The sequence below is a fragment of the Shewanella sp. NKUCC01_JLK genome, assembly GCF_019345615.1.
GTDB lineage: Bacteria > Pseudomonadota > Gammaproteobacteria > Enterobacterales > Shewanellaceae > Shewanella > Shewanella oncorhynchi.
The window spans coordinates 48733-70808 of the sequence record NZ_JAHKRD010000021.1 but is presented as its reverse complement, the minus strand read 5'-3'; the positions used below and the strand labels follow the sequence as shown (position 1 = coordinate 70808).

The 22076-nt window shown below is 45.2% G+C and carries 16 protein-coding genes and 1 riboswitch; of the genes, 10 read left to right on the top strand and 6 right to left on the bottom strand.

Annotation, left to right across the window (positions count from 1 at the left end; translation table 11 throughout):
* Window positions 1-10: 10 nt before the first annotated feature.
* Window positions 11-367 (bottom strand): hypothetical protein, encoded by a 357-nt coding sequence (locus KO537_RS19945; protein ID WP_219235508.1) that lies wholly within the window; start codon window positions 365-367, stop codon window positions 11-13.
* A gap of 499 nt (window positions 368-866) precedes the next feature.
* On the opposite strand from KO537_RS19945, the gene KO537_RS19940 reads away from it, so the two are divergent.
* The 3 genes from KO537_RS19940 to KO537_RS19930 all read left to right on the top strand — a co-directional run bounded on the left by KO537_RS19940 (window position 867) and on the right by KO537_RS19930 (window position 5933).
* Entirely contained in the window at window positions 867-2117 is a 1251-nt protein-coding gene (locus KO537_RS19940) for a dicarboxylate/amino acid:cation symporter (protein WP_105250986.1), read from the top strand.
* A 509-nt stretch (window positions 2118-2626) separates the two neighbouring features.
* Complete coding sequence (locus KO537_RS19935; protein ID WP_219235506.1) at window positions 2627-3763, top strand: FUSC family protein; 1137 nt, start codon at window positions 2627-2629, stop codon at window positions 3761-3763.
* A 133-nt stretch (window positions 3764-3896) separates the two neighbouring features.
* On the top strand, window positions 3897-5933 hold the full coding sequence (locus KO537_RS19930; RefSeq protein WP_219235504.1) for a M14 family metallopeptidase: 2037 nt from the start codon (window positions 3897-3899) through the stop codon (window positions 5931-5933).
* Window positions 5934-5959: 26 nt separating this feature from the next.
* On the opposite strand, the gene KO537_RS19925 is transcribed toward KO537_RS19930, so the two are convergent.
* Window positions 5960-6727, bottom strand: coding sequence for a class I SAM-dependent methyltransferase (locus KO537_RS19925; RefSeq protein WP_219235502.1), 768 nt, complete (start codon window positions 6725-6727; stop codon window positions 5960-5962).
* A gap of 271 nt (window positions 6728-6998) precedes the next feature.
* Here KO537_RS19925 and KO537_RS19920 point away from each other — a divergent pair, with 271 nt between their 5' ends.
* The 3 genes from KO537_RS19920 (at window position 6999) to KO537_RS19910 (ending at window position 9377) form a co-directional block, all read left to right on the top strand.
* Complete coding sequence (locus KO537_RS19920; protein WP_219235500.1) at window positions 6999-7784, top strand: hypothetical protein; 786 nt, start codon at window positions 6999-7001, stop codon at window positions 7782-7784.
* 308 nt (window positions 7785-8092) lie between these two features.
* Complete coding sequence (locus KO537_RS19915; protein WP_219235499.1) at window positions 8093-8563, top strand: hypothetical protein; 471 nt, start codon at window positions 8093-8095, stop codon at window positions 8561-8563.
* A 121-nt stretch (window positions 8564-8684) separates the two neighbouring features.
* Complete coding sequence (locus KO537_RS19910) at window positions 8685-9377, top strand: hypothetical protein (RefSeq protein WP_219235497.1); 693 nt, start codon at window positions 8685-8687, stop codon at window positions 9375-9377.
* A 646-nt stretch (window positions 9378-10023) separates the two neighbouring features.
* Here KO537_RS19910 and KO537_RS19905 read toward each other — a convergent pair.
* The 3 genes from KO537_RS19905 to KO537_RS19895 form a co-directional block, all read right to left on the bottom strand.
* Window positions 10024-11085: an ATP-binding protein gene (locus KO537_RS19905; protein WP_219235494.1), complete on the bottom strand. Its 1062-nt coding sequence runs from the start codon at window positions 11083-11085 to the stop codon at window positions 10024-10026.
* 377 nt (window positions 11086-11462) lie between these two features.
* A complete protein-coding gene (locus KO537_RS19900; RefSeq protein ID WP_219235492.1) occupies window positions 11463-11918 on the bottom strand; it encodes a GIY-YIG nuclease family protein in 456 nt (151 codons plus the stop codon).
* 11 nt (window positions 11919-11929) lie between these two features.
* Window positions 11930-14065: a S9 family peptidase gene (locus tag KO537_RS19895; protein WP_219235491.1), complete on the bottom strand. Its 2136-nt coding sequence runs from the start codon at window positions 14063-14065 to the stop codon at window positions 11930-11932.
* Between the two features lie 180 nt (window positions 14066-14245).
* Window positions 14246-14477: riboswitch (FMN riboswitch) on the top strand.
* A 190-nt stretch (window positions 14478-14667) separates the two neighbouring features.
* Here KO537_RS19895 and ribB point away from each other — a divergent pair.
* Complete coding sequence (gene ribB, locus KO537_RS19890; protein ID WP_105250977.1) at window positions 14668-15321, top strand: 3,4-dihydroxy-2-butanone-4-phosphate synthase; 654 nt, start codon at window positions 14668-14670, stop codon at window positions 15319-15321.
* Window positions 15322-15756: 435 nt separating this feature from the next.
* On the top strand, window positions 15757-18981 hold the full coding sequence (locus KO537_RS19885; protein WP_219235489.1) for an EAL domain-containing protein: 3225 nt from the start codon (window positions 15757-15759) through the stop codon (window positions 18979-18981).
* Window positions 18982-19053: 72 nt separating this feature from the next.
* Here KO537_RS19885 and ftnA read toward each other — a convergent pair whose 3' ends face one another.
* Complete coding sequence (gene ftnA / locus KO537_RS19880) at window positions 19054-19590, bottom strand: non-heme ferritin (RefSeq protein WP_105250975.1); 537 nt, start codon at window positions 19588-19590, stop codon at window positions 19054-19056.
* A 349-nt stretch (window positions 19591-19939) separates the two neighbouring features.
* On the opposite strand from ftnA, the gene glp reads away from it, so the two are divergent.
* Together glp and moeB are read left to right on the top strand one after the other, a co-directional pair.
* Window positions 19940-21193 carry a gephyrin-like molybdotransferase Glp gene (gene glp, locus KO537_RS19875; RefSeq protein WP_173242548.1) on the top strand — a complete coding sequence of 418 codons (1254 nt, stop codon included), beginning with the start codon at window positions 19940-19942 and terminating at the stop codon, window positions 21191-21193.
* A 10-nt stretch (window positions 21194-21203) separates the two neighbouring features.
* Entirely contained in the window at window positions 21204-21974 is a 771-nt protein-coding gene (gene moeB, locus KO537_RS19870; RefSeq protein ID WP_173242546.1) for a molybdopterin-synthase adenylyltransferase MoeB, read from the top strand.
* Window positions 21975-22076 lie beyond the last annotated feature (102 nt).

Genomic DNA, 22076 nt, shown 5'->3' with positions numbered 1-22076 from the left:
AAATAAACACTTAAATATCTATAAACGCATCTCGCTCATAGTAAAAGATAATAGCTTCAAGTAGTTCCTGTTCACTGGGCTGAGCTTTTTGCTGCATCAGGTTATCGATCACATCCTCAATCTGGTCCGTGTTTAGCAGATAACCATAGTCACTCCGGCCTAAGCTATCCTCAAAGGCATCGATTTCGTCATCCGATAGGTCTCTCATATCATTCACTATCGGGAATAATGGAGTGGTCAGTTGCAGGGATTCACTTTCATCAAGATCTTGATAAACCAGCCAATAACTTAATCCAGGTTGTTCGACGCACTTTCTTATCCAACACTGTAACGATTCGGGCGGGCCAAAAAATGAGGTGATGTTCATAATGTCCTCGAAATGGAGTTGTCATAGGGAAAACTGAGTGAGTCACAGAGTTGAATGGTCATGGAGGTTTTTTAGCTATTAACCACTCTCATGATTCATACAAGTAAAAGATGGGTGACCAACGACTCAAGCCGCCCCAAGAATACGAGAGGATATCTGCGCCCATCAAAGTAAAAATCACAATTCATCAATTCGGCAGTTAAAATTCCACAATTAAATAAGCTTTATTCATTTTTAAGCGCATAAATTTAAGCATTCCTCATTTAACGTTAACGTGATTTAGACTTTGGTTATTTTGAAACCAAGGTTGGTGATGTTTCACAATCCCCTGCTATGCAATTGTGGTACTTTACTCGGTCAAAAATGTCGGGCATTTGCCTTTAACATAGAGTGAACCTTTAGCCTAGAGTAAGCCTTAATCACTAAAGCTTGAGTCGTCTAGGTTCAAATCGTCTGTGCATGACACAAAATGCTGCGGCAACTGGGGAGTTTCGCAAGAATGAAGAGCAAGAGTTTATTAGGTAACATTGGTGTGCAAGTGGTTATTGCCATGATTATCGGCGCACTGGTGGGTTTTATCATGGGCGAGAGTGCAAGTGTGTTTGCACCACTCGGAACCATTTTCATCCATTTAATCAAAATGCTAGTGATACCACTGGTATTGGTTTCTATCATCAGCGGCGCGGCGAGCTTAGGTGACAGCCCATCGGCGGGTAAGATTGGCATTGGCACTTTCGGCTTTTTTATTGTCACGTCGGGCTTTGCCGTTGTGCTTGCACTCTTGATGGGTAATCTGTTCCAACCGGGTGCAGGCGTTGATTTTACCGCCCACAGCAGCACAGACTTGATGGAAGTAACCAAGGAACATGGCGCATTACCCGGGGTAATGGATACCTTTATCGGCATGATCCCAACCAATGTGTTCGAGTCGCTGAACGGCGGTAACATATTACAAATCTTAGTCTTTAGTATCTTCTTCGGCATCGCATTGACTAAAGTTAAAGGCGATGGCGCTAAGCCTATTTTGGCCGCACTCAACACAGTCGTCGATGCCTTTGTGTGGATGATCAACTGCGTGATGATCATTGCCCCTATCGGTGTATTTGGTTTGATGGCCGATTCTGTCGGCACCTTCGGTTTTGATGCACTAGAAGTCGTGTTTAAGTTATTCGCCGTGTTTGTGGCTGCGATTCTGATCTACGGCTTTATCTTCTTCCCATTAGTGGTACAACTCTTCTCAAGAGTGTCTGCGCGCCAGTTTATTTCGGCAATGAAGAAGCCGCAGGTGATGGCCTTATCGACCGCCTCTTCAATGGCAACTCTGCCAGTGAATATGGAAACCTGCGAGGAAGATCTTAAAGTCTCTAAGGCAACCACGGCTTTTGTACTGCCGTTAGGCGCCACCATTAATATGAGCGGCAACGCGATTTATTATGGTTTAGTGGCCATGTTCTTCGCCCAAATGTATAACGTTGATCTGTCGATGACAGCCTATGCGGCCATCATTTTCACCTCAACCTTAGGCGCAATTGGTCAAGCAGGTGTGCCGGGCCCATCCTTCTTAGTGGTGGCAGTGCTGTTAGCTGCGGGAATTCCTATCGATGGTTTACCTTTGCTGTTTGCGTTAGACAGGGTTTTTGACATGATCCGTACCGCACTCAATATCACAGGCGATGCGGCTTGTGCCTTGATCATGGATAAATACACAGAAGTTGACGTTAAAGCGGATAGTGAGCGCAGCTTAAGCTAACTCAAACACTTTAAATATAGGCTTGAATAGGCAATGCTTATTCAAGCCTTTTTTATATCTGCAGCACGGTATAATGGCCTGCCTCTACACGCATCAGTTAAGCCTATTTAACCTGAACTCGGGATAACGAGTGTCGAAAAATCTAAATTTAACAAATAAAATCAATGGTATAAAATTATTCGTTTAAAGCGAAAAATCTATTTCCTGACTGAGTGCGCAGATTTTTGCGCATATCAAGGCGCTCTGTCGTACGCCATAGCGAGCTATGGTTAGACAGAGCAACGCAGAGAGGCCCGAAAAGATGCCTATTCAGCGGCTCTGCTTATCCCGAGCTCAGGTTATTTAATCTGAGTGTTAATGTGATCTCTCCCGCGCCATCCACTAAGCTCAATTTGCTAGATTTCGCAATTTACATTTCTTTATGGCGCTATGGCCGCAAGTGACACGGTTTTTCTGCGATACTGCCACCAGATTAACAGCGCTAAGTTAGCTCAAAGGAATTCTGCCCTATGTCTGTATTTGCCCCAGCCACACCCTTTGCCGACTTTATCTATCGCCATTTCCGCTCAATCCACGCCCTAAAGCTCGGGCTAGCCTTACTCGTTGCTGTCACTATTAATGCCATTTGGGCGCCACCGCATTTTATTTGGAGCATGGTCACGATAGTGATCATTATGATGAGCTTACCTCAAGTAGGCGGCGCGATTGAAAAGTCGCTACAAAGGGCGATAGGCACTTGTTTAGGCTCAGCTTATGGGGTGATGTTAGTTGCCACTGTGGACAGTTATTGGCTAATCATGAGCCTGCTGATCTTAGCCGTTAGCTTGATTTGTTTTATCTCGGCCGGACGTTACAGCTATGCCTATTTAGTGGCTGGATTTACCATCATAATCGTGGTCGGCGACGCCAACCATGACACCTCTGAGGCACTATGGCGCACGGCCAACATCCTCTCCGGCTGCGTGATTGCTATTTTGGTCTCACTGTTCATTTTTCCGATTAAAGCTAAACAAGATTGGCGCTCCCAACTCACCCATGCCATCGACAATATGGCCGAAGTATTAGCCGAGCATCTTCAGGCACCCGCCAATCATGAGCTCGATTTTCGCGCTAGACTGGAGGCTGCGATGAAGGCCGTACTCACTCAAAAGAAACTGTTTTTCTCCTTGGAATGGGAAAGTCAAACCCTCAAAAAACACAAAGTGCTACTGTCGCAGTTAGCCAATAAACAAGTGCGCTTAATCACCTTACTCGAACTATTACCCTTAACCCGCTGGCAGGAAGAAGACAAAGACGCCTATCTGCAGATTAATGCGGTTGCCTCTGAGCTTGCCTTCTATTTGCAACAACTTGCAGAATTTGTGGCGGGTAAAGCTCAACAATTGCCGACACTGCCTGAATGCTTAGATCAAGAATTACAACACAGACTCCAGCTTGCCCTAGTCGCAGCCACTCAAGCATCAACCGCTGATCCAGTGACTGCCGTAAACGACCAAGTGCCGCAGGGATTTGCGCTCACAGGTTATAGCTGGCTAATTTATCAGCTCGCGATTGCCGTCGAAGCACTTTATAAAGACATTGCCATTATCGACATTGCCTATAACAAGCGGCCAGCTTCTCAGATAACGCCCAACAAAACGGCTTAGTCGATTTTACCATTCCGCTTAGTGCTTAAATCCATGTCAGAAATGCCGGATAACCCTTAGCCGCCCTTGCGTTAACGGGGCGTTTAATGAAAAGATACCGTCCTAATAAAAATTCGATAGATGGACTCTTTTCATGCGCTTGTTTTCTTTCTCCGTTATCGCCATTGCCTGTCTCTCTACGGGCAATCTGTACCCTGGGAATGCTTTTGCCAATGATGCGAAAACCACAACCCAAACAACTCCGGCAGCCACTATGGCGCAAGCCTCTACCACAGAAACATTGGCAGTTGGCTCCCCAGTAATCACAACGTCACAGGATGCAAGTCCAGCAGCGAATAGCCAAGCAACTGAAACTGCGACTAATGTACTGGCCGATACCACAGTTGCAGCGCCAGAAGCACAACCAGCGCCCATTCCTGAACGAGCCAACACCTTTGTCAACGATGCGATTTTACCGCCAAGCATCACTTGGCATGGCGCCAGCGAATCGCTCATGTTAAGTGTTGATAGCGAGTGGGCGACCCCCTTTGAGCAAAGTGGCAGTATTGAAAGTCCAAGCTACGATGCCACTATCGCTTGGCTCGACAAACTCGCGGGCGAGACAGATAAATTACAAAAGGTGAGCTTAGGTAAGAGCCCACAAGGGCGCGATATTTGGATGTATATCGCCAGCAGTGAAGGCATTAATGAATCGGCACGCCTCAAACAAAACACTAAGCCGACAGTGCTAGTGCAGGCGGGGATTCATGCAGGAGAAATCGACGGTAAAGATGCTGGCATGATGCTGCTACGTGACATTATCCAAGGCGATAAAAGTGCCCTGCTCGATAAAGCCAACCTCTTGTTTGTGCCTATTTTTAGTGTTGATGCCCATGAGCGCAGCGGCGAATTTAATCGGGTGAATCAACGTGGCCCTGTGAATATGGGCTGGCGCACTACGGCTAATAATCTCAACCTTAACCGCGATTATGCTAAGGCCGACAGCTTAGAAATGCAGCATATGCTGCGCGCAATCAACGTATGGCAGCCAGACTTGTATATCGACGTGCATGTTACCGACGGCATCGACTATCAATACGATGTTACCTTTGGTTATAACCTTGCCCAAGGCTTAAGCCCTGCGAGCTACCGCTGGCTCGAAAACAGCTACAGACCTGCAGTTGAAGCGGCATTAACGGAACAAGGCCATATTCCCGGCGCACTGATTTTTGCCGTGGATAACGCCGATATTAACAAAGGCATGTCGCTGTGGAATCCAAGCCCGCGCTTCTCTAACGGTTATGGCGATGCTCGCCATTTGCCCACCATTCTGGTTGAAAACCACAGCCTAAAGCCCTTTAAGCAAAGGGTGCTCGGCACTTATGTGATGTTAGCGCAAACCCTCAAAACCGTGGGTGAACAGGCGACAAAACTTAAGAGTGCGATTCAAGAAGATAAATACCGCGCCTCACCGCTAATCACCCTTACTTGGAAATTAGCACCATTAGAAAAAGGCTGGGATTTTAAAGGCATAGATTATCAACTTGAAAAGAGCCCCATCAGTGGTGCTGAAGTTGTGCGCTGGACAGGTGAACCTAAGCTTTACCCTAACTTGCCTGTGATGGCTGAAACAGTGCCCGACATTAAGGTCACTCGTCCGAGTGCTTACTATATTCCAGCTCAATGGACTCAAGTGATTGATCGTCTTAACGTGCATGGCATTCGCATGACCACGCTCAAAAAGCCAACCGAGTTGAAATTGCAGCAATATACTCTCAGCAATCCCGTGTTTAACACTAAGGATTTTGAGGGCCGCCAAACGATCAAAGCCGAGTCAGAGTTAACCAAAGTCAGCACCACTCTGCCCGCTGGCACCATTAAAATCAGTACAGATCAACCGCTAGGCGATCTGGCGATTTTACTGCTTGAGCCACAATCACCAGATTCTTTACTGCAATGGGGTTTCTTCAATCCTATCTTCACTCACACTGAATACATTGAAGATTATGCGGTAGAGCCACTGGCAGCCAAGATGCTGAAAGAAGATCCTAAGCTACAAGCTGAGTTCGACAAAGCACTGACCAATGCAGAGTTTGCCGCCGATCCTGAGGCACGCCTACGCTGGTTCTATGAACGCAGCCCTTACTACGATAACCAATACCTTAAGTATCCGATTTACCGTAGTCGCTGATCATCGCGATTACAAAACGGCAGTGATTAAGCGGGCTTACGCGCACTGATGCTATACACCAAGGGCACCTTCTGCCCTTGGTGTGTTAACACATAACGACCATCTTCTTGCGCTTCGAGCCCTTCAAAGCAGTTATAGGGGCTGAAATCAAATTCGTGGAAAAACTCCAACACTAAGCCCGCCTGCAATAACGCATTGATCACTTCAGATAAACTGTGCGACCAGCACATTAAGGTTTGCTGATCATCACCGGTATTTTCGGTATATGTGCCTTCCAGCTCTATGTCTGGCTCACCCCGATTAAAATAGCTATAGCCATCGAACAACTGCTGCGCCGGATGAAACTCGGCCATGTAAAACTGTCCGCCGGGTGTTAAACAGTCGGCAACCGTCTGCGCCCACAGGGTTAAATCCGGCAGCCACACAATGGCACCATAGGACGTAAACACAATATCGTGAGGCTCAACCTTGCTCGCCACACTGTAAACATCGCTACAGATAAACTCGGCGGACAACTGTGTCCGTTCTGCCAGCTTTTGCGCTTCAACAATCGCGACCTCTGACAAATCGACGCCAGTGACTCTGGCTCCCATTCGCGCCCACGACAAGGTGTCTAAGCCGAAATGACATTGCAGATGCAGCAAACTTTTACCTGCAACCTCGAGTTCACCTAGCTCAATTTCCCGCAGCGAAGTCTTACCATTAAGAAAACCCGCCACATCATAAAAATCAGAAGTTAAATGTACCCGAGTGCGCGCATCCCAAGCCGTTTTGTTCGTCGTTAAATAATCCATCTGCATCCCTTCTTGTATTTTTTTGTATTTTTGATTCCGCGTGACTTACGGAGCTTAAACTAACTTAATAAATGAGCAATTTCACTAATCTATGAGTAAATCACCCATGTAGCGGACATGTCCGCATAGTGAACCTCGGACACTTTTTAGCTTAACCAATTGATTATAAATAAAACTTAAAATTGGCATGGGCTGTGCAATGTCTTATTCATCGCAAGACGACTCAGCACTCACCCAAAAAATCGAGTGCCAGATAAACAAGGAAGCTAACATGTCACTACGCCCATTTATATTCACCCTCGCTTTTATAGTGTTTTTTACTGCTGGGGTATCGCTCACTGGCTGCATTCTTAATGTGAACGCAGCAGGCATGCCAGACTTAGACCACCAGCAACGCGAACTCACACTCGATAGCCAAGATTTACAAGGCCTGATTGCAGAAACTGGCGCAGGCAGCTTGGAAATTATCGGTGTCGAAGGCCTAACCCAAATTAAACTCGTCGCCGACATCTATAGCAATAAGGACGACAATGATGACAGCAAAGTCATTCTCACCCTTGAGAAAAAAGCCAATAAAGCCAAGCTCAAGGCCAACTTTGAGCAAACAGATTCTAACAATGACTCGCCCTATATAGACCTAAAACTGCAAGTCCCTGCGAACTTTACACTGGATATCGATGACAGTTCAGGGTCTATTTTGATCAGCAAGATGACGTCAGACATGAACATCAAAGACGGTTCGGGGGAACTCACTATCAACGATGGTAACAATATCAACATAGAGGATGGCTCAGGTGATATTGAAATCAGCCAAATCAACGGCAGCCTAACCATTGAAGATGGCTCTGGTGCCATCAAGGTGACCGATATTCGCGGCAATATCGCAATTGATGACGGCTCGGGCAACATAGAGGTCGCCAATGTGAAAAGTGCAGTGACCATCACAGACGGCTCAGGCAACATTAATGTCTTTAACACTAAGGGATTAACGATTCTTGCGGCAGGTTCTGGCGATGTGACATTTAACAAAATCGACGGCCCAGTGAGCATGCAATAACGCGCCGTTTTACCCCTCTACTCCCAAAGGCTTTACCCACTTCCCGGCGTAGAGGCTGATGTTGCAACGGTTCCCAGCCAAGATGTCAGTCTTCTACCCACCCTTTTAAGCGTATGCCCGACTTATGCATTTATGCCACTAACCCCTTGTAGTGGCATTTTTTATACCGAAATTAAGCTTGAGTTTGCAGAAATGACGTTGATTTTATTCAGACCGTTACGCTTTAACCTTGTGGATTTGCTAAGATTGTCAGCCTTCCCACTTCAATAGTCGAAAAGTCACACTGTATTGCCAGTAAGGTCGAGAATATGGATCAGTTTTCGGAATACCAAAAAGAAATTGAAGCGCTTTCTCTATCGGATAACCCTAGGCAGATAATGGAAGGACTAGGGGATATTTGTTTTAATGGCGAATCTTTTTATCGCAACGGCAATAAAGCCCTAGCCAAACACATTTTCAAGTATATTTACGCCTTAGATGCGCGATCAGACTATTTCTCACACGCCAGAACTGTCGCAAAAGCCTTTCTTATAACCTTGGGAGAAATTTCCCCTATCTCCCTAGAAGAGGTTATTTTACAGATAAAGCATGAGCATGCCTCATTAGCTGCACATCAATTAAATCTGCTGATTGCAAAGCGTCTTTTTAGGGAATTTAGTCACCATCAAGACGCTATCCACATCACTATGCAATATCTCACCAAAGCCGAGGCACTTACCCCTCTGAGCAAGAGTGACCTTCGCTTTAAAGCTTTAGTCAGCTCAAATAAGAGTGAGTAAAGGGATAGCGTGACAGAATAAATCATCAGAATTTAGAGCCGTTTCTCAAAAGAAATGCAAAAATATACCAGAAGAGATCAACGTTCTGAATTCGACAACCCAATTTTAATTAAGTGATAATATGGACATTTCATCTTTTAAGAAATATATAAAGTTAGCACCAGAAAATGTTTCAGAATGGCAGAGGTGGGAAAATTCATTACCTACCTTCGATTCTATATTACCAATATTGGATTATGTATATAACGCTGAGTGGCAGCGAGAAGATTGGAAAGCCATAATGGCATTCATTCGGAAAGGTTATGTTGAGCAAAATGAATCATCTGAATTGGTTGACGGGATTAAGCATGTAAATATATTCAACTCCAAAGTCATTAATCTAAAAGTTGATGTCGCAATTTCATTAAACTGCTCCATTGTTCGTTCATTAGAGTCAATTAATTTATGCTCAGACTCAGTTGAATCATTAAGTGTGTCCCATGCAAGCAAACTCTCTGATATTACCGGAAACACCCAGAATTTAAGCTACTTATCTTTAAATAAATGTCAAAAGTTAGATTTTGGTTCTATCATTTCAACGCTTGACAGCGTAAAAATTTTAGACCTCAGTGGAAACCCACAGTTGTCCAGTATTGACGAATTACGTGGAAATAAAAATATTTTTGCGTTGTATCTTGTTGAAACAAATGTAATTAAGACTAAAGAGACAGTAGAAATATTGGCTTCGATACCAAACTTGAAAAAACTTTGGATTAAAGCAAACAAAAAGGAGTTGGAACTTTTAAGAGAAGCCCTACCAGGGATTGTAAATTAAGCATAGAAAAAGGCCGGACATGTAGTTCGAGAGCGCGAAAAGATCTGTGTAAGTGGCATTCTTAGCCTGTTGAATGGAGTTCAGAATACCAATAGCAGACAAACTTATCGCTCAGCAGAAGAAAAATCGACGCTCCCCAATGCAGACCAGTCTTTGGTGGCAAAAAAGTCTTAAACACTTGATTTATTATGGAAGTTAATCGTTAAGCTATTAAGCACTGTCATTCTAGTGACTCGCCGCCCTTTCGTTTAACAAGAAGTGTCCCTATAGGCTCAACGGCAGCATCTGCTGCATACGGAAGTGCAAATGCCGCGATCACCTAGATGTGAAAGAGCGGCCATGCCGCCAACGGTCACTTCCATGACAGTGCTTAATTCCGCGAGCTAAATCGTATTCTGTTAGTCTGAAACAGCACCTAAGCGTGACATGAAAACCGAACGAACAATCTCAGCAGTCATACATCTTTAAGCAAGTTAGCCACGATCAATAGCTTACGTAGCAAAGTTTAACAATGGGTGTCTCGACAAACTTTGCCTACTGTAGGCTTTCGCCAGCTCATGTATTAGTCGCACCAGTGGTAGTCGAGTAATGCCTATTACTGACTTTCGAGTCAAAATTTAACAATAGGTGCCTAGATAAACTGCTACTACTTACCAATATATTCGGAGACAAATTCCTCAGGAAACCTAGTTTTGACATATCTCTTATATGCTCTTTCATCAAGTAAGCGGTCGCTTGAAGGATTATTCCTTATGAAAAAACTTTTGTTATCCCAAACAGGGAATGGGGAAGGATTTACATCAACCATAAGCACAAACAAATTCATACCAACATCTACAAGACTCCATTCAACCAAATTAGAAATTTCCCTCCCCAATCTGTTGAAAACAGTATCTTTGAACTTAAGAAGGAAGTTGTCTTGAACGTTAGCGACATAAGATAAGTCCTTTTGTAATCCAAGAATTTTACCATAATCATCAACACCAACGAGTAACGTTCCACCTCTGGAGTTCAAGAAGGCCGCTATCGTCTTTGTGCATTCATATTTAAGCTCCTTTTTTATTGACTCCAATTTAACGTCATACTCGAATGAAGATTTGAACTCAAGCCGCCTCCCTTCCTTATCTTTAGCAAGATGAAGTATTCTTATGGCATTTTCACTCAGTATATCACTGTTAAAATTAAGAATTTTCGCAAGATAATCTGAATCTGATTGGCCGCCTCTAGCAGTTAGGTTTGAAGCGTGTTTGATTATTTGATTGATTTCTTTAGAGCCTAATGGATACTTTCTGCATACTTCGCTCACTTTTTTATAAGCTTGTACGCAGAGTTTATAATAGTTTGGTACGCATTCTTCGTAATGTCCGCCACTGTTAATGTAATTAATCAATGCATCAACATTGGTCTTGCTTTCATCAAACAAAACATCTAAACAAAGTCTAGAAGCAACATAGAGCCAATTTTGCAGTGACTCTGGAAATAGCTTTTCATATGGCAGATTTATTGAGTCTTGAATCGCTAAATATGCCTTATATACATTTGGGTAATGATGAACAATTTCACGTATCTCAGCCAACATAAATTTTTTTTCGCGAACTCTAATAAGTAGTATCCATTCGCAATAAAAATACTGAATTTTTGGGTTGGAAAAAATGCGCTCATGGTCAGACAGAAAGCGCCTTGCACCCTCGATAAAATATGATGCCATCAGTGATACCCTTTACAAAATTCAAGCAAATACATCCGAATAATCAGATATATATCAGATATATATCAGATATATATCAGAATATAAAACGACATGCTAACCAAAATTCAGAATTACTTTCTAACATTTGATTCGAGGTAAACAGAGTTTATCGGGACACTCGCTGTTAAATTTTGCAACGTAACGACAGAATTGGGATATGTACATGCTAACAGAATACTCAGTGGTTAACGGGATTAAGCACTGTCATGGAAGTGACCGTCCGTGACATGGATGTCACGATCGAGCATACAGGGATGTACTTGCTGCGAGTCACTGTAATGACAGTGCTTAATCATTGTATACAAATACCAATGACTTAATAGGATTTTGCTCTTTCATATCGCACTATGTTCGACAGACTCAATCAATGCCAGCTTTTGACTGCGACTCAGCTTTTTAACTGCAATCTCACGGCGTAGTGCATCGCCGTGACTGCCAACCTGCTCTTGATACATCAGCGTTAACGGACCTTTACCACGCAGATACTTAGCGGATTTGATGCCACCCGACTGATGCTCGCTAAAACGCCGCGCCACGTTGGTGGTGACACCTGTGTATAAATGCCCGTTGGCGCAGCGGACTAGATACAAGTACCAGAGGGGTGCTGACTTTATGGGTGTAGGCTTCTGTGGTGCAGGATTTAATGGTACGGGATTCAGCGAAGCTTCTGTCACTGCATCTTTGGTAGCGACAGCGCTAGTCACTGGGGCAAGTGTGTCTGCCACCAGTGACTCATGTTGCTGTAAAGCGCCTCTGTCAGTATTGCCTAGGTTGACGGCTGATCCAGTCACTTGCGAATGACCTACTTCGCCATACCTAACAGACTCAAGAAGAAGGCATATTCTTGGGCTGTGTCTTGGTATTGGCGATAGCGACCACTCTTACCGCCGTGGCCAGCTTCCATATCCACATTGAATAACAACACCTTATCATCCATCTTGTACCACTTATTCTGTACATCGCGCAGTTTAGCGACCCACTTTGCAGGTTCAAAATACTGCACTTGGGAATCATGCAAACCTGTCGTCACTAACATGTGTGGATATTCTTGCTCGGTGACATTGTCGTAGGGCGAGTAACTCAGCATGTAATCGAAATAGGTTTTCTCGTTCGGATTGCCCCACTCGTCATACTCATTGGTCGTCAACGGAATCGACTCGTCCAGCATAGTCGTCACCACATCAACAAAAGGCACATGGGCTGCAAGGGCGAAATACTTATCCGGCGCTTGGTTAGCAATCGCGCCCATTAGCAAACCACCCGCGCTGCCGCCAGAGGCAACTACCTTGTTTTTGTCGCCATAACCTTGCGCCGTTAATGCCGTTGTTACGTCAATAAAATCATTGAAGGTATTCTGCTTATTCAACAGTTTACCATTGTCATACCAAGGGCGGCCGAGCATTTCTGAGCCGCGCACATGGGCAATGGCATACACAAAACCGCGGTCAAGTAGACTGATAACGGATGAAGAAAAATCGGGTTCTACTGTGTAACCGTAAGATCCATAACCGTATTGATACAGAGGGTTAGTGCCATCTTTCTTGAATTTATCTTTGCGATACACCAAAGAGACAGGCACTTTCGCACCGTCGCGGGCCGTCACAAATATCCGTTCGGCACGATACTGGCTGGCATCGAAGCCGCCTAAAACGTGATCTTGTTTCAATAAATCCCGTCTATCGGGATTCACCAGTGAATATTCGTATACGGCTTCTGGCGTCGTTAGGCTGGAGTAAAATATGCGTAACTTATTGCTGTCTTGCTGGGAATTAATCTCTAAACCCATCACATAAGCAGGCTCATCAAAGCTCAACTCGAAGGGCTTTTGACCATTGAGCGGCATCACTTTAATCCGCGTTAGGCCGTTTTCACGGGTCTGAATAATCAGATAATCCTTGAGCACTAACTCGTCTTCGATACGGGCATTGGGATTATGCGCAACCACTTCTTGCCACTTCGATTTATCCGCCGCATCTTTGATGGCAACTTTCATCAAACGGAAGTTAGTCGCCTGCCAGTTGGTGAGAATGTAATAAGTATCACCCAGCTTAGACACACTGTATTCGTGACCTTCTTCCCGCGCTAATACTGGCTTGAATAAACCTAAAGGCTCGCTGGCATCGAGAATAGACACTTCACTCGTCGTGGTGCTTTCTTGGAACAACACAATTTGCGACTCATCTAAGGTTTTGCCGAGTGAAATATAAAATGAATCGTCTTGTTCTTCATACACTAAGACATCGCTCGATTGCTTAGTGCCCAGCTCGTGGCGATACACTTGATAGCCCAGCAAGGTTTTTAGATCTTTGGCGATATAGAACACATGCTTGTTGTCGTTCGCCCACACTACGCGACCTTCGGTATTTTCAAGCACGTCGGTGATCATGTCGCCCGAAGCCAAGTCTTTAAAATAGATGTGATATACACGGCGGCTGAGGACGTCTTCGCCAAAGGCCAACATGGTTTCATCTGGGCTGACACTGGCGCCGCCTAAACCATAAAACTCATGGCCCTTAGCTCGCTCGTTAACATCGAGCATCACTTGCTCAACACCATCGGCACCCTTACGGCTGATCAGCGGATATTCGCTACCCTCTTGGTATCTGTGATAGTAGCTGTGCTGATGCCATTGATACGGCACACTCGACTCATCGGCGACTAAACGCTCGGTTAACTCTTTATAAAGACCATCTTGCAACGGCTTTAATGGTTTGAAATAAGCCGCGGTATAGCGATTCTCAGCGTTGAGATAGGCCAACACTTTAGGATCTTTGCGCTCATCATCACGCAGCCAATAGTAATCATCGGTACGCGTTACGCCATGTAAAGTCATCACATGGGGAATTTTTTCAGCAACCGGGGCGGGTACTTGCCCTTTGGAGGTCGAACAAGCGGATAACAACATAGCAATACCTAAAGTGAGTAGCAGAGAGCGCATTTATACGTCCTTATGACGTCCATAACGACCGTCGAAGAATGCGACGGCAAGTCAATTAGCTTATGTGTTCAGTATGATAGTGGTCAGGTGTGCACTAGCGCAAACATTGAACGCGAGAAGTTGCCATTCGCGGTAAATAAGAGCAACATAACCGCGTTTTTGAGCGCAAATGGCTCAAAAGCAAATTCTCAGGGCGGGGTGAAACTCCCCACCGGCGGTAAATGGGTAACGACTAAGTGATTATTTTGCTGAGCGACACCCAAAGCCCGCGAGCGCCCGAAATCACTTTCGGGGTCAGCAGATCTGGTGCCTTAGATTTTGCCTAGTGCAAAACTGACTATTCCAGAGCCGACGGTAATGGACTGTTTGCTTTAATGGCGACAGTGCTGAGTCCGGATGGAAGAGAATGTAAGACAACACCTTGCGGTATTTAAGTGCAACGCGCTTATGTATTGCAGTGTTAGCCTCATGTTTTGCAATAACTTCACCCCAAGTGAAGTGATATTGCTACAGCAAAATCGAGCCTTTTGGTTTGATTACGTTGTATTTCTGCACGCCCTGATTCTGGATATTCCAATGTCGTTTATTTAAGGATATTAACCATGAATCAGTCTTTACTTGCTCCTTTTGGTACTGCTATCGAACGCGTTGAAGCGGGTCTTAATGCCCTGCGTCAAGGCCAAGGTGTGTTAGTTGTCGATGACGAAGATAGAGAAAACGAAGGCGATTTAATTTTCGCTGCCGAGACGCTGACTAACGCGCAAATGGCCATGCTCATCCGTGAATGTAGCGGTATTGTTTGCCTGTGTTTACCCGATGCAAAAGTCAAAGCCCTCGAGTTGCCCCCTATGGTGGAAAACAACTCGAGCCAATACGGCACGGCGTTTACTGTGAGTATTGAAGCTAAAGTCGGTGTGACTACAGGGGTTTCTGCCGCCGATCGCGTGACCACCATTAAAGCGGCGATTGCCGATGGCGCTAAGCCAAGTGATCTCGCTCGTCCTGGCCATGTGTATCCACTTCGCGCCCAACCGGGTGGGGTATTGACCCGCCGTGGTCACACTGAAGGCACTATCGATTTAATGCAACTCGCGGGCTTAAAAGCCGCTGGCGTATTGTGTGAAGTCACTAACACCGATGGCACTATGGCGCGTTTACCCGAAATTATTGCCTTCGGTGCGCAGCACAATATACCCGTGTTGACGATTGAAGATATTGTCGTTTATCGCAAATCATTGCTGGCCAATGTCGGCTAGATAACATGCCAATCGCCTGAATCTAGGGCATTGATTTAAATAGAAGGACGTTTAGCTGCGGCAAACGTCCTTTTTATTTAAATAGATTTACCGTTAACAATCGCGTTCAACCTAATGCACTAAAAAAACCGATAAAAGGTAAAGTTAAACAAGTCATTCTTTCGAATGATGAAATACTGCTTCACATCACAGACAAAGCAAATGCTTGTTTGATAGGTGCAAAATAGGTTAATAAAAATAGTCTCTTAGCATGATATATAACAATTTGCTTAATTTCGTGACCTAGATTAGATATCCATAAACTAAAGGTCGCGGTGGCTGGCCGCCTATGTTAAATATCCTCACCCTGTGCCTAGTCCTATTTGTAACTCGGATTCAACGTTATTACGTTGAATTTTCTTTTTCTGCCTAGGTGAACGAGTGGAGTGATCTTTAATGCCGTCAGCGCTACACCATCTCAGTTTGAAGCAAAAGCTCATTCTGTTTTCGTTAGTCCCATTATTAATGATGAGCTTTTTCATTCTGACGCGCATGCATGACTTGATAAAGGAATCACACTCGGCCAAGCACAATCATCTTGCGGTACAAACGACGGTACAAATCACTGAGCTACTCTATCAGTTGCAAAACGAATATGGTCTAAGTACAAATCAGCGACCAACCGATGAAGTGCTATTACAGCAACAAGCGACTAGGTCAAAAGCACTCGATGCATTACTGAACAGTGAGCCTTTAGAGCATCTTCTGGAGGCGCTCGACCCTAAAAGTATTGAAGCAAACAAAATGAACGCATTGTTGGATGCGCTCAAACTCACAGGCAACAAACTCGCTAACGTTCACCAAAACCACACAGACGAAACACTGAGTCAGTTTACGGAACTCTATAATCAATTCCACACTCAGCTTTTACAGCTCATCCAGTTATTACAGTTACAAACCAATGAAATCAGTCAGTCCCGTGCCTATACCGATCTATTGAACCTACTTATGGTGCAGGAGTTGGCCGTAAAAGAACGAAGTGCCATCAATCAATTACTGCTCAGCAAGTCACTCAATATTAATGATTACCGCACCATAATCTCCTTTATGTATGAATATGAGCGAGCCGTGATGCACGCGAGTAATGCATCAATTTCCGATAGAAGGTCCTTACTACAAAACCTACAAGATTCGCCAGAAAATCAACGCATTCTGCAAATCAGCAAGCAAATTGAACAACAAACTCGCATTAGCGCTCTGGCACAAAATATTAATGCCTACTTAGGTTACGGTGGCTTAATGGGCAGTTTTCAGGACTATTTGCTTAAGGGCGATGAGATTTCACTGCAAAAATTTAATGCAGCACTTGCGACGATTCAGCTTAATTTGGATGAACTCAGTCACGAGACTCGTTCTCTGCCCGAATTTAAGGCGGCGCTGAAAACCATTGAGGACAGCATAAATCAATACCAGTTCAGCATGGTCAAGTTGCAGCAACTGCAGCAACAAGGTTTGCCGATGACGAAGATCAAAGCCATCGCGCAAGTCCCAGCCAGTGAGGACAAATTAAGCCAAGCGATGAGCCAACTATTAATGCCACCACATCCAATTGATAGCCAGGAGTGGTGGGATCTCACCACTCAGCGTATCAATCAACTACATTTGCTGGCGCAAAATATCACCAAGAACATGGCGCAGCAGAGCGAATATCAACAAAACCACACCTTAATCTTACTCGGCTTATACTTATTCTCGGCTTTGTTCACCGCGACCATCACACTTTGGCTTGGACAAAAGATCATCCGCAATTTTATGGATAAGATCACTAAGATTGCCAATGACATGCAGCAAATGGCAGCAGATCCACAGCTCAATATTAATATCCAAGTCTCAGGCACAGATGAACTCGCCCGCATGGCCCGTGCCATGAACCGTATGATTAGCGAACGGCAAAAAGCGAACCATGCCCTAAGCCGCGCTGCAGCTGTGTTTGACTATTCTGCCGAAGGCATAGTGGTGACAGATGCCGACAACCATATTGAACTGGTCAACCCCGCGTTTTGCCACATTACGGGCTATTCATTGGAAGAAGTAAAAGGCCGCAGTCCCTCCCTACTCAGCTCTAGCCGTCATCCTAAGCACTTTTACACCGCCATGTGGGAATCACTACAAAAAGAAGGGAAATGGGAGGGTGAAGTTTGGAATAAACGCAAAGATGGCCAAGTATATCCCGAGTATCTAGCGATCACTGTGGTGCGAAATGAGCAAGGTAAAATAATCCAACATATTGGTTTATTTATGGATATCAGTAAGCGTAAGCAATATGAGCAGGATCTTTGGTATCAGGCCAACTTCGATGGGTTAACTGGGCTGCCTAATCGTAAGCTGTTCAATGAACGACTACAGCACGAAATCCATGTGGCGCAGCATGACTCTCGCAAGCTGGCTATCTTGCTGATTGATTTAGATCAATTCAAATATATCAATGATGTACAAGGACATGCCACTGGCGACTTATTACTTAAAGATGTCGCAAAGCGCTTAGAAGGCATTGCGGGGAAAACCGATTTTATCGCACGTATCGGTGGCGACGAGTTTGTACTTATCTTGCCACGACTGACTAACGAACTCGCCATCGAACACATGGCAACCCGAATCATTGAAACCTTAGGTATGCCGTTTAACTTAAATGACCGCGAGATCCAGATTTCGGCCAGCTTTGGTATTGGCGTCTATCCCGAAGATGGGTTAGATACCGGCTCACTCACCCGCAATACCGAAACCGCCATGTATCAAGCCAAAGACGCAGGGCGGAACAATTTTAAATACTTCACCGCGGGTATGAATCAAGCCATGTTCGCCCGGATGGAGTTAGAACAACGTCTACGCCGTGCCGTGGCACAAAATGAATTTGCCCTGCATTATCAACCTATCGTGGATATGCAAACGGGAAGTGTCTGCAGCGTCGAAGCCCTTATCCGCTGGCAAGATCCCGAGCTTGGGTTGATCCCGCCGGATCAATTTATCCCATTAGCCGAAGAAACCGGACTGATAGAGCCTATGGGCGAATGGGTGCTCAACCAAGCCATGCATGATCTGAGGCAATGGCAGAAAAGTGGCTTAAATATTAATGTCGCGATTAATGTTTCCAGCCGCCAATGTATCAATACACGCGGCATGGGGTTCGACCAAGTGTTGCAAGAGTGCTTCAACCGCCACCACGTCAACCCACGAAATGTGCATATTGAGATCACTGAAAGCATGCTGATGGGCGATGCCAGCCATTGCTTGAGCACGCTCGAGTCTATTCGTCATTTAGGCTCGCAAATCTATATCGATGACTTTGGCACGGGTTATTCTTCCCTGAGTTATCTAAAAAAATTCCCGATTTCAGTGATTAAAATCGACCGCAGCTTTGTGGAAAATGCCCTCGAAAATAACTCGAACGCCAACTTAGTCAAAGCGATTGTCATGATGGGGCAAAGCCTAGAAATGGAGTTAGTTGCTGAAGGCATAGAAACCGAAGCACAGTGGCACTTCCTACGAGATTTAGGTTGTCACTTCGCTCAAGGGTATTTGATCTCCAAACCGCTCCCCTTCAACGAGATCACTCCCTTGCTACGCATCAAGCACACAGCGCTGTTGAATGATGGCTATCAAGATAAATGCGTGAATATCTAAGCTTATAAAAAATAAAACAATAAAGAGCAAAAAAGCAGCCTAGGCTGCTTTTTTGTGGCAAATAAAACGGACTTAAGCCTGTGGTTGGCCTTGGCCGTTCATTATGCTTTCGCCACCCTTAGAGGCTAGCTTAGCTAAATCTTTATCGATAAAGAACAGTGCCTTACCATCTTCGCCCACTAAACGTATCTTATCGACAATCGACTTAAACAGCTTTTCTTCTTCGTGCTGCTCAGCGACATACCATTGTAAGAAGTTAAAGGTTGAGTAATCTTGATTCGAAAATGCGGCATGGGCCAAGGCATTGATCTGACGGGTAATCAGCTGCTCATGCTCATAGGTTAATTCAAACAACGCCAGTAAAGAATCGAACTGTGACTGCGGCGCCGCAATCGCACCTAACAAAGGTAAGCCACCGGTTTCACTCACATACGTGAACAGACGACGCATATGGCCCATTTCTTCATCCGCGTGCTCACGCATAAACTTAGCTGCGCCTTCAAATCCCTGATCTTCACACCACGCACTCATTTGCAGGTATAAATTTGAGGAGAAGAACTCCATATTAATTTGTTCATTCAACTTTTCGATCATAGTTGCAGACAGCATAGTAAATCCTCTTTTGCATTCGAACTGAATCATGGGGGACATTGTCATCAAGGGGGTCGACAAAAGCAACAAAATTTACCTTTGGATTTCTTGCTAAGTTAATGATTCATTGATAAAAATGATTTTAATTTGTTCATCGACTCGCGTTCAACCCTCGAATTAGCGCAGTAAATTGTGTGACTTCTAGCGAGGTTATCGCCCAAAGTGGCAGAAAAAACTGACTGGCCTATCACAGAAACTCACATGCAAATCATAGCCATCCCAGATCACCGTGGCATAATAGCCAGTCATAATCAGGTGGAAATTCATTCAGCGTCATTACGACCCATTGCATATAAGGCAGACCCTAATGTCCGTAACAGCCGATCCTTGTTCGCAACCTAGCTTAATGCATCCAGATCAAGCTATTCCCCTTTTGCTCGAGCAAGTTAGCCCAGTGTCAGACACCGAAGTCGTATTGCTTCCCCATGCCCTTGGCCGCGTCCTAGCAGAAGATTTAGCTTCCTGCATCGATCTGCCGCCCTTTAACAACTCCTCTATGGACGGCTATGCCTTCCGTTTTGTCGACTTAAATACGCAAACCAATCAGACCGCATTGCGCCTTATCGGCAGTTCCTTCGCTGGCCATGGTTTTAAAGGTGAAGCCAAACCTAATACCTGCGTGCGGATCATGACAGGCGCGCCTGTGCCTACAGGTTATGACACAGTGCAAATGCAGGAAGAAGCCGAGGTTGAAGGAGAGATTATTCATATCCGCCACCCTAGGGCGCAAGGCGCCAATGTGCGTTGCCGCGGTGAAGAACTCACCCAAGGCACTAAAGTGCTCAGTGCTGGCATTCAAATTGGTGCCGCCGAACTCGGGGTGTTAGCCACGATTGGCGTTAGCCAAGTGCGAGTTTATCGTCAGCTTAAAGTGGCATTTTTCTCCACTGGCGATGAACTGCGTCCCGTTGGCAGCGAATTAGCCCTAGGACAAATTTACGATTCAAACCGTTACTCGATCCAAGGCTTACTCAGCCGCGCTAATGTGGAATGGCTCGATTTAGGCGTGATTGCCGATGATCCTGAAGCCATACGCCAGGCATTTCGCCATGCTGCCAGCCAAGCCGACATGGTATTAACCTCGGGTGGCGTGTCGGTCGGTGAAGCGGATTTCACTAAACAAATTCTTGATGAGGAAGGCAAAATTACCTTCTGGAAACTCGCCATCAAACCAGGCAAGCCCTTTGCCATGGGCCGTATCGGCAAAGCGATATTCTGTGGTTTACCGGGGAATCCCGTGTCTTCTATGGTAACGTTTTACAAACTCGTTTGGCCAATACTGAACAAGATGCAGGGGTTAACCCCAGTTGCACCTTTGATGTTAGACGCTACGCTCACCACGCCTGTGCGTAAACAACCGGGCCGCGTCGAATATCAACGGGGCATTTTAAGCCGTAATGCACAAGGTAAACTTGAAGTTGCCATTACTGGTAGCCAAGGTTCTGGCATGTTGACTTCGATGAGCTTAGCAAACTGTTTCGTTTTATTGGAGCAATTCCAAGGTGATACTCCCGCTGGCACCCAAGTGACTGTCGAGCCATTTAACAGCGTGCTTTGCTAGGAAAATCCCAATGAATGTGCCAAAAGATATTCTCAGCGACAGCGAACTCTTAAGATACAGCCGCCAAATATCCATCAAGGCTATGGATATCGACGGTCAAGAACGCTTAAAACAAGCCAAAGTGCTGATGATAGGCGCTGGCGGTTTGGGCTGTGCCGCCAGCCAGTACCTCACGGTTGCGGGTATTGGTGAGCTGACACTGGTCGATTTTGATACAGTTGAATTATCCAACTTGCAGCGCCAAGTGCTGCATCAAGATGCCAATGTCGGCCAGCCTAAAGTCGAATCGGCTAAACAGAGCCTCATGCAGCTCAATTCCTTTATTAAGATCAACATTATCAATGCAGTATTAGATGATCATGAGATTGACGCCCTAGTCGCCGATCACGGCCTAGTGCTCGACTGTACCGATAATGTCAGTGTGCGCGAGCAACTTAATCTCAGCTGTTTTAAGCATAAAGTGCCCTTAGTGTCTGCCGCGGCAATTCGGATGGAAGGCATGGTCACTGTGTTCGATTATCACAGCGAAACGCCTTGTTATCATTGCTTTAGCGCCCTATTTGGCGAGCAACAACTGAGCTGCGTTGAATCGGGTATCCTAGCCCCTGTGGTCGGTATGATAGGTTGTTTGCAGGCGGTTGAAGCTATCAAAGTGATTACTGGCATGGGTAAAACCTTAGCGGGACGCATTTTGATGATCGATGCGATGACGATGGAGTTTCGCGAGATGAAGTTACCGAAACAAGCCCGCTGCAATGTTTGTGGCACTGAAAAGGCTTAGGTTGTTCTCGATTGAAAAATGGCTTTATTTACAATAACTTAATTGCCACCGCTTAATTTGCCGTCATATAGCTCAACACTGATGACGCTTAATGGCCCGTTA